This window comes from Streptomyces termitum (assembly GCF_014650175.1).
GTDB lineage: Bacteria > Actinomycetota > Actinomycetes > Streptomycetales > Streptomycetaceae > Streptomyces > Streptomyces termitum.
Genome location: NZ_BMUL01000057.1, coordinates 1 through 688, shown reverse-complemented (window position 1 = coordinate 688; position 688 = coordinate 1). Strand labels below are relative to the sequence as shown.

1 protein-coding gene is annotated in these 688 nt (G+C 72.7%); it reads right to left on the bottom strand.

The window, feature by feature from the left end; genetic code table 11:
- Positions 1-686: biotin carboxylase N-terminal domain-containing protein (locus IE219_RS31400; protein WP_308434063.1), on the bottom strand; the 686-nt coding region annotated here is incomplete at its 3' end.
- Positions 687-688 lie beyond the last annotated feature (2 nt).

The following is a 688-nucleotide window of genomic DNA, read 5'->3' as shown; positions in this document are numbered from 1 at the left end:
GAGCAGTCGCGGGTGGAGACGACGACGACGTTGCCGTGGGTGTCGGCGAGGCACTGGGTTTCGACGTGGCGGGGCTTGTCGAGGTAGCGCTCGACGAAGCATTCGCCGCGGCCGAAGGCGGCGACGGCCTCGCGGACGGCGGAGTCGTAGAGTTCGGGGACTTCTTCGAGGGTGCGGGCGACTTTGAGGCCGCGGCCGCCGCCGCCGAAGGCTGCCTTGATGGCGATGGGCAGGCCGTGCTGTTCGGCGAAGGCGACGACTTCGTCGGCGCCGGTGACGGGGTCGGGGGTGCCGGCGACGAGGGGGGCTCCGGCGCGCTGGGCGATGTGGCGGGCGGCGACCTTGTCGCCGAGGTCGCGGATGGCGTGGGGCGGGGGGCCGATCCAGGTGAGGCCGGCGTCGAGGACGGCCTGGGCGAAGTCGGCGTTCTCGGAGAGGAAGCCGTAGCCGGGGTGGATGGCGTCCGCGCCGGAGTCCTTCGCGGCGGCCAGGACCTTGGTGATGTCCAGGTAGCTGGTGGCGGGGGTGTCACCGCCCAGGGCGAACGCCTCGTCGGCCGCGCGGACGTGCAGGGCGTCCCGGTCCGGATCGGCGTAGACGGCTACGCTCGCGATCCCGGCGTCCCGGCAGGCACGGGCGACACGAACAGCGATTTCGCCACGGTTGGCGATGAGCACCTTGCGCACGA